Annotated in this window: 6 protein-coding genes; 2 read left to right on the top strand and 4 right to left on the bottom strand. The window is 71.9% G+C overall.

The features are described 5' to 3' along the window. The first annotated feature begins 75 nt into the window (after positions 1–75). Positions 76–705, top strand: coding sequence for a TetR/AcrR family transcriptional regulator (locus HY68_RS16815; RefSeq protein WP_041989603.1), 630 nt, complete (start codon positions 76–78; stop codon positions 703–705). Here HY68_RS16815 and HY68_RS16810 read toward each other — a convergent pair whose 3' ends face one another. Next, positions 706–1,650: a LysR family transcriptional regulator gene (locus tag HY68_RS16810; RefSeq protein WP_041989600.1), complete on the bottom strand. Its 945-nt coding sequence runs from the start codon at positions 1,648–1,650 to the stop codon at positions 706–708. It lies immediately after the preceding gene. A gap of 69 nt (positions 1,651–1,719) precedes the next feature. After that, positions 1,720–2,649: a chlorophyllase gene (locus HY68_RS16805; protein ID WP_041989597.1), complete on the bottom strand. Its 930-nt coding sequence runs from the start codon at positions 2,647–2,649 to the stop codon at positions 1,720–1,722. A gap of 96 nt (positions 2,650–2,745) precedes the next feature. Here HY68_RS16805 and HY68_RS16800 point away from each other — a divergent pair, with 96 nt between their 5' ends. Continuing rightward, positions 2,746–3,192, top strand: coding sequence for a MerR family transcriptional regulator (locus tag HY68_RS16800; RefSeq protein ID WP_041989595.1), 447 nt, complete (start codon positions 2,746–2,748; stop codon positions 3,190–3,192). A gap of 25 nt (positions 3,193–3,217) precedes the next feature. Here the strand turns inward: HY68_RS16800 and HY68_RS16795 are convergent, their stop codons facing one another. Both HY68_RS16795 and HY68_RS16790 read right to left on the bottom strand, forming a co-directional pair. After that, positions 3,218–4,033 carry an SAM-dependent methyltransferase gene (locus HY68_RS16795; RefSeq protein WP_041989592.1) on the bottom strand — a complete coding sequence of 272 codons (816 nt, stop codon included), beginning with the start codon at positions 4,031–4,033 and terminating at the stop codon, positions 3,218–3,220. A 234-nt stretch (positions 4,034–4,267) separates the two neighbouring features. Further along, positions 4,268–5,825, bottom strand: a 1,558-nt coding sequence (locus tag HY68_RS16790; protein ID WP_198533286.1) for an FUSC family protein, incomplete at its 5' end; no start/stop codon positions are given.

Genomic DNA, 5,825 nt, shown 5'->3' with positions numbered 1-5,825 from the left:
TTCCCTCTTTCGTCAAGTCTTTAGATGCAGTGCTGCATCTAATTTCACGCTACGGCAGCCTGATAAGATGCGCAAGTGCATCCAAAGAAAGCCGCAGAGCCGGCGGAGCCCGCGTCGCCGCAACGCCGTCGCGGCGCGGCACTGGAAGAAGCGCTGCTGGCCGCCGCGTGGGCGGTGCTGCGCGAGAACGGCTATGCCGGGTTCACCCTGGAAGCGGTGGCCAACCGCGCGGACACCAGCCGTCCGGTCATCGCCCGCCGCTGGGCGACCCGCAACGACCTGCTGCACGCGACCATCGCGCACGCCGGCACGGCCAGGTCGCCCTCGCTGCCGGACACCGGCAGCCTGCGCGAGGATCTGATCGCCCTCCTGCGCGAGATGAACGACGACCGGCTCGACTTCGCGACGGTGTTGGGCGTGCAGCTCGGCGGCTACTACCAGGAGACCGGCCGGACCCTCGCCGACGTGCGCGACATGATGGTCGACGCGCAGGAGCCGGTGGTCGACACCATCCTCGCGGCGGCGGTCGACCGCGGCGAGGCGGACCCCGGCCGGCTGACGGCGCGCATCCGGTCACTGCCCATAGACCTGCTGCGCCACCAGGTCTTCATGACGCTCCAGCCGATGCCGGACGAGGGCATCGTGGAGATCGTCGACACGGTCTTCCTGCCCCTCGTCCGCCCCGATGGTTCGACGGGCACGTGATCAGCGCTCGGTGTCCTCGATCGTCTTCCAGGACGGACGCCAGACCGGCTCGGCGAGCGGTGCCAGGCTTCGGAAGTGCTTCATGACGGGCCGGAGTCCGGGGTGGGGGTTCACCCGCGGGACGATCAGTGAGAGCGGATAGACGAGCGTCGGATTCACCACCGGGATGCGCCGCAGGTCGTAGTGGGGCGGCCAGATGTACCGGTCGCGCGAGCCCACGAAGGTCGCCACGTCGGCGGAGTCCGCGAGGATGTCCAGCAGTACCTCGTTGCCGAAGTTGGGACCCGCCGCGTCGATGCGCAGATCGAAGCGGGTCGCCAACTCGTCGTAGAACTCGCCCCATTCGGTCTGCGGCGCGATCCCCGGCACCCAGATCCGATGCCCGCGCAGCCGGGACGGGGTCAGGGTGCGCGCGGAGGCGAGCGGGTGCCGGGGGCCGACGAGGAATTCCAGCGGGGAGTCGAAGGTGTGGATCATCCGCACGTCGCCCGGCAGCGCGGCCGGGTCGGTGACCGAGCGGAACGAGGCGTCGACATCGCCCGCCTGGACCGCGGCGACGGCCACCCGCGGGTCGTTGACCCTGAGCGTCACGACATCGAGGTCGGTCCCGGGATGCGCCCGCCAGTAGTCGTGCAGGATGACGGCCTGCGCCGACCGCAGGCCGAGTACGTCGATCCGCAGGGCCCGCGAGCCCGGTCTGATCGCGGAGACGGCGCGATCGACACCCGTGACGATGTTCCGGGCGTGCGGCAGGAAGGCCTGGCCGTCGACGGTCAGCTCGACGCCCCGGGCGGTACGGGTGAACAGGCTGACGCCGAGCCCGCGCTCCAGGGTCGCGATCCGCTTCGACACGGCCTGCTGTGTCACACCCAGTTCGTCGGCCGCCTGCTGGAGCTGTCCCAGCTCGGCCGCGCGGACGAACGAGCGCACCGCCTCGGTATCCATCGCCCGATCGTATGCGTGCCCAACCGATGGTTGTGGCCTACCCCAACGGATGGTTGTGGCCGGCCGCCGTCACTTCGACTCGAGCCGCCCCAGCGGGTGGGGGCCGGCCAAGGACTCCTTCGCCGCCGTCCAGCCGGCGCTGTCGACGCCGAGCGCGTGGCGCAGATAGGCCACGGTGACCTGCTGGAGCAGGGCGACGCGCTCGGGACTCTCGTCGGTGGTCTCGGCGGCCCGGTAGCCGGAGATGCCGCCGAGGAAGTGCTCGGCCCCGAACAGGGTGAGCAGGCTCTTGTCGCCGGGGGCCAGGACGTACGGATCGGTTGTCCAGTCCGCTCCCCTGACGGTCAACGGCAGGATGTCCTTGTCCCCGGCGACCACGAGCGCCGGGGCGCTCATGTGCCCGAAGTCCGGGTGCCGCAGCCAGGGAAGGTTCTCGGCGGCGAAGGGCGTCAGATCGTCGCCGCCGTTGCCCGCCGTGGCCAGCAGCACGCCCGCCTTGACGCGCGGGTCGGACAGGTCGTCCGCCTGCCCGGTCCGCGGGTCGCCGACGCGCAGCCCCAGCAAGATGCCCGCCGTCTGGCCGCCGAAGGAGTGGCCGGCCGCCGCGACACGGGTGCGGTCCGTGCGGCCCGCCAGACCGGGGACGGCCGCCTCCAGCACGTCGAGGTTGTCGAGGACGTTCTTCATGTCCTCGACGCGGAAGCGCCAGAACCGCGGCCGGCGGGGATCGCCTTCGGGTACGCCCAGCGTCTTCGAGTCGAGGTGGGTGGGCTGGATCACCACGAAGCCGTGGGCGGCCCAGTGGTCGGCCAGCGGGCTGTAGCCGTCCAGCGACGAGCCGAACCCGTGGGCGAGCAGCACGATCGGCAGGTCATGTCCGGCCACCGGGGCGGTGACACGGACGCGCAGATCAGCGCCGCGCGCGGGTGGCGCGGGCAGCACGATCGGCTTGACGGTGACGACGGTGCCAGGGGCGGGCGTGGATGCGGTGCTGGTCATGGCGGGGCACTTCTTTCCTTCGGCGAGCTTTCACGCGTTACGCTAAAACCTGCCGCCGACGTCAGGGGCAAGCCGCTGTGATCCAGGGGGTGCACGATGCGTATCGGTGAACTCGCCGCCAGGACAGGCGTCAGCGTCCGGGCCCTGCGCTACTACGAGGAGCAGGACCTGCTGGCCTCGGACCGCAGCCCCTCCGGCCAGCGGCACTACCCGGAGAGCGCCGTCGAACGTATCGAGCTGATCCAGCAGCTCTACGCGGCCGGTCTGACGAGCAAGGGCATCGTGGAGCTGATGCCGTGCGTCGTGGACGGCAACGCCACACCGGAACTGCTGGCCCGCCTGTCGGTGGAACGGGACCGTATCGACGGCCATATCGCCGAGCTGGTCGGCGCCAGGAACCGGCTCGACTCCGTCATCGAGGGCGCCGGCAGCCATCTGCGTACGGGCCGCTCCTGCCGGAACAAGGACGCAGCCGACAGGAGCGTCACGGGTAAGGGCGCCATGGGCAGGGGCGTCACGGGCAGGAGCGCCGCCGGGCGGTGAGCCGCGGCAGCTCGCCGGCCACGGCTCAGCCGATCTTGCGGGCGACCGCTCCGTACATCGCGATGTCGCGGTCGTCCACGGCCTCCTGGCCGGGGACCGGCCGCCAGCGGTGCACCTGGGTGAGCCCGGGTTCGACGAGGGCCAGGCCGTCGAAGAAGGCCAACGCCTGTTCGTAGGTGCGCAGTTGCATGGGCATGCCCTGGCGCTTGTACTCGGCAGCGACGCGCCCCACTTCCTCGGGCGCGAAGTCGGCGGTGCCGATCGTCATCGCCAGATAGCTTCCGGTGGGCAGCGGGTCCAGCAGCCGCCGGACCAGGCCGTGGGCGTCGTCGGTGTCGAGGATGAAGTGCAGCATGCCGATGACCAGCAGCCCGATGGGCTCCTGCAGATCGAGCAGCCCCTGGAACTGGGCGTTGGTGAGGATCCTGGCCGGGTCGCGCATGTCGGCGTCGACGTACGCGGTGCGGCCCTGCGAGGTGCTGGTCAGCAGGTTGCGGGCGTGGGCCAGGACGATCGGGTCGTTGTCGACGTAGACGATCCGCGAGGCCGGCGCCACCTCCTGCACGACCTGGTGGACGTTGGGCGCCGTGGGCAGGCCGCTGCCGATGTCGAGGAACTGCCGGACCCCCGCCTCCGCCGCCAGATAGCGCGAAGCACGCTCCATGAAGCGGCGGTTGGCCCGCATGTGCACCGGCAGCGCCGCCCACTCCCGGCACATCGCGTCCCCGGCCTCCCGGTCCGCCGGATAGTTCGTCCGGCCGCCCAGGATGTAGTCGTACACCCGGGCCGAGTGAGCCACCCCTGTATCGAACGGATCCCGCCCAACCTTCCCCGGAGTCAAGGCCGCTCACTCCTCTCCACAGAACACGCGACACCGCCGTGTCGCCCGGCACGGACCTGCCACGAAAACTGGCACGAAACCCAAGACATAACCCGTCCGGCCCGCACCACCACGCAACACACCCGATCGAGGGCGCGCCCCGCACCCAGGTGCCGGTCCCGGCGCGAAAAGGGGCTCAGCGACACCCCCGGGCGCGTGGGGCCGCCGACGCGTGATGCCCCGGCCGGGCGGGCGTCAGACCGAGATCCGCGCGTCGGCCGTCCGCAGGCCGTTCTCCTCGGCGTACCGGGCCAACGTCTCGTCCAGCGCGGCCAGTTCGTGCAGCGACGTGTGCAGGCGCTCGGCGCGCGGGCCCGTGGGGGCGTGCAGTTCGGACCGCAGGTTCTGTACGAGCGGGCTCACCCGGGTCCAGGCGCCTTCGGGCTCCCCCGTCGCGAAGCGGCGGTCCAGGGCCCGGAGGGACCGCACGAACGCTTCGGTGATCCGCTCCACGCCGTCCGTGACGTGCGGCGGCAGGTCGATGTCGATGTCCGCCGCCGCCGCGAGGGAGCGGGCGTGGCCGGTGGCGGTGGTGAGGAGCGCGAGGCGGTTCTCGGCGCCGCGTGCGCGGCCGCCGAGCGGCATCCGGATCAGCGGCCTGGCGGCGCCGGTCACCTGGAACAGGGCCGCGTCCACCGCGCGGGCGGCGCCGCGCAGCCGTACCGGCGCCACCGGCTCCGTCCAGCGCAGCACCAGCTGGGACAGCAACTGCTCGACGGCGGCGGTGTATCCGCGTTCCGCCTCGCGCCTGATCTTCCTGCTGGACACGGGGAAGATCAGCGCGGCGCAGCCGGTGGCGACGAGGATGCCGAGGCCGTTGTCGAGCAGCCGCTCGGCCAGCAGGTGGTCCATGCCGCTGTACGGCGTGGTCATGCCGTACAGCTGGATCAGGGCGACGACGAGTCCGACGACCCAGTACGCGTACTGGCGCCCGATGCCCCACGCGCCGATCGCGAGCCCGGCCACGATGACCAGCAGCGTCAGATAGACGTGCCCGGGGCCGATGAGCCGCAGCAGGGCGATGCCGACCACGGCGCCGACGACGGTGCCCGCCATCCGGTGCGCGAACTTGCGCAGCCGCTCGTGCGTGGTGCTCGTACCGAACAGCGTGATCATCACGCCGACCAGGCCCCAGTAGAAGCGCCGTGGGTCGATGGCGTCGGTGATCGGGCAGACGATGGCGGCGGCGACCACCGCGTGCAGCGGCAGCCGTAGATAGGGGACGGCGCGCCGCCAGCCGTGGACGCTCTGGGCGGCCGACACCCGCCGGGCGACGGCGCCCGTGCCGGCCGGCCGGTTCTGCTCCAGCAGGACGCTGGGCTGGAACGGGACCTTCGCCGGCGCGGTGGGTGAGTTCCAGCCGAGGCTGAGCCAGTGGCCGAGCGAGTCGGCGAGGGAGTCCAGCAGGCGGCCGATCCGGTCGGCCAGCGCGACCGCCTCGGCCTCGTCGGCGCCGACGGCCTCGTACCGGAGAGCCGCCGCCTCGTCCCTGATGCGCAGCGCCGCCGTCCTGAGCGTGTCGGCGCTGCCGAGCGGGGTGTCCCTGGCGACGCGGAGCCCGGTCAGGACCGTCCGGCGCAGCGAGGGCGGGATCGGGAGCTGGGTGAGCCGGCCCGTGGCCCGGCCGATGCCCTGGAGGGCGAGTTCGGCGTCGAAGAGGTAGCGGTGCAGCAGCTCGGCGGAGTCCGGGTTGGCCGCGACCTCGGGCTGGGCGAGCCGGCCGTCGATGGTGAGCGTGGTCGCGTTCAGCCGC

Origin of the sequence: Streptomyces sp. AcH 505, assembly GCF_000818175.1 — a bacterium.
GTDB lineage: Bacteria > Actinomycetota > Actinomycetes > Streptomycetales > Streptomycetaceae > Streptomyces.
The sequence above is the reverse complement of the archived record's forward strand: the minus strand, read 5'-3'. Positions and strand labels throughout refer to the sequence as shown.

Excerpts from the sequence above, each read along its gene's own strand:
- HY68_RS16810 (WP_041989600.1), bottom strand. The coding sequence starts at position 1,650 with ATGGATACCGAGGCGGTGCGCTCGTTCGTCCGCGCGGCCGAGCTGGGA.
- HY68_RS16805 (WP_041989597.1), bottom strand. The coding sequence starts at position 2,649 with ATGACCAGCACCGCATCCACGCCCGCCCCTGGCACCGTCGTCACCGTC.
- HY68_RS16800 (WP_041989595.1), top strand. The coding sequence starts at position 2,746 with ATGCGTATCGGTGAACTCGCCGCCAGGACAGGCGTCAGCGTCCGGGCC.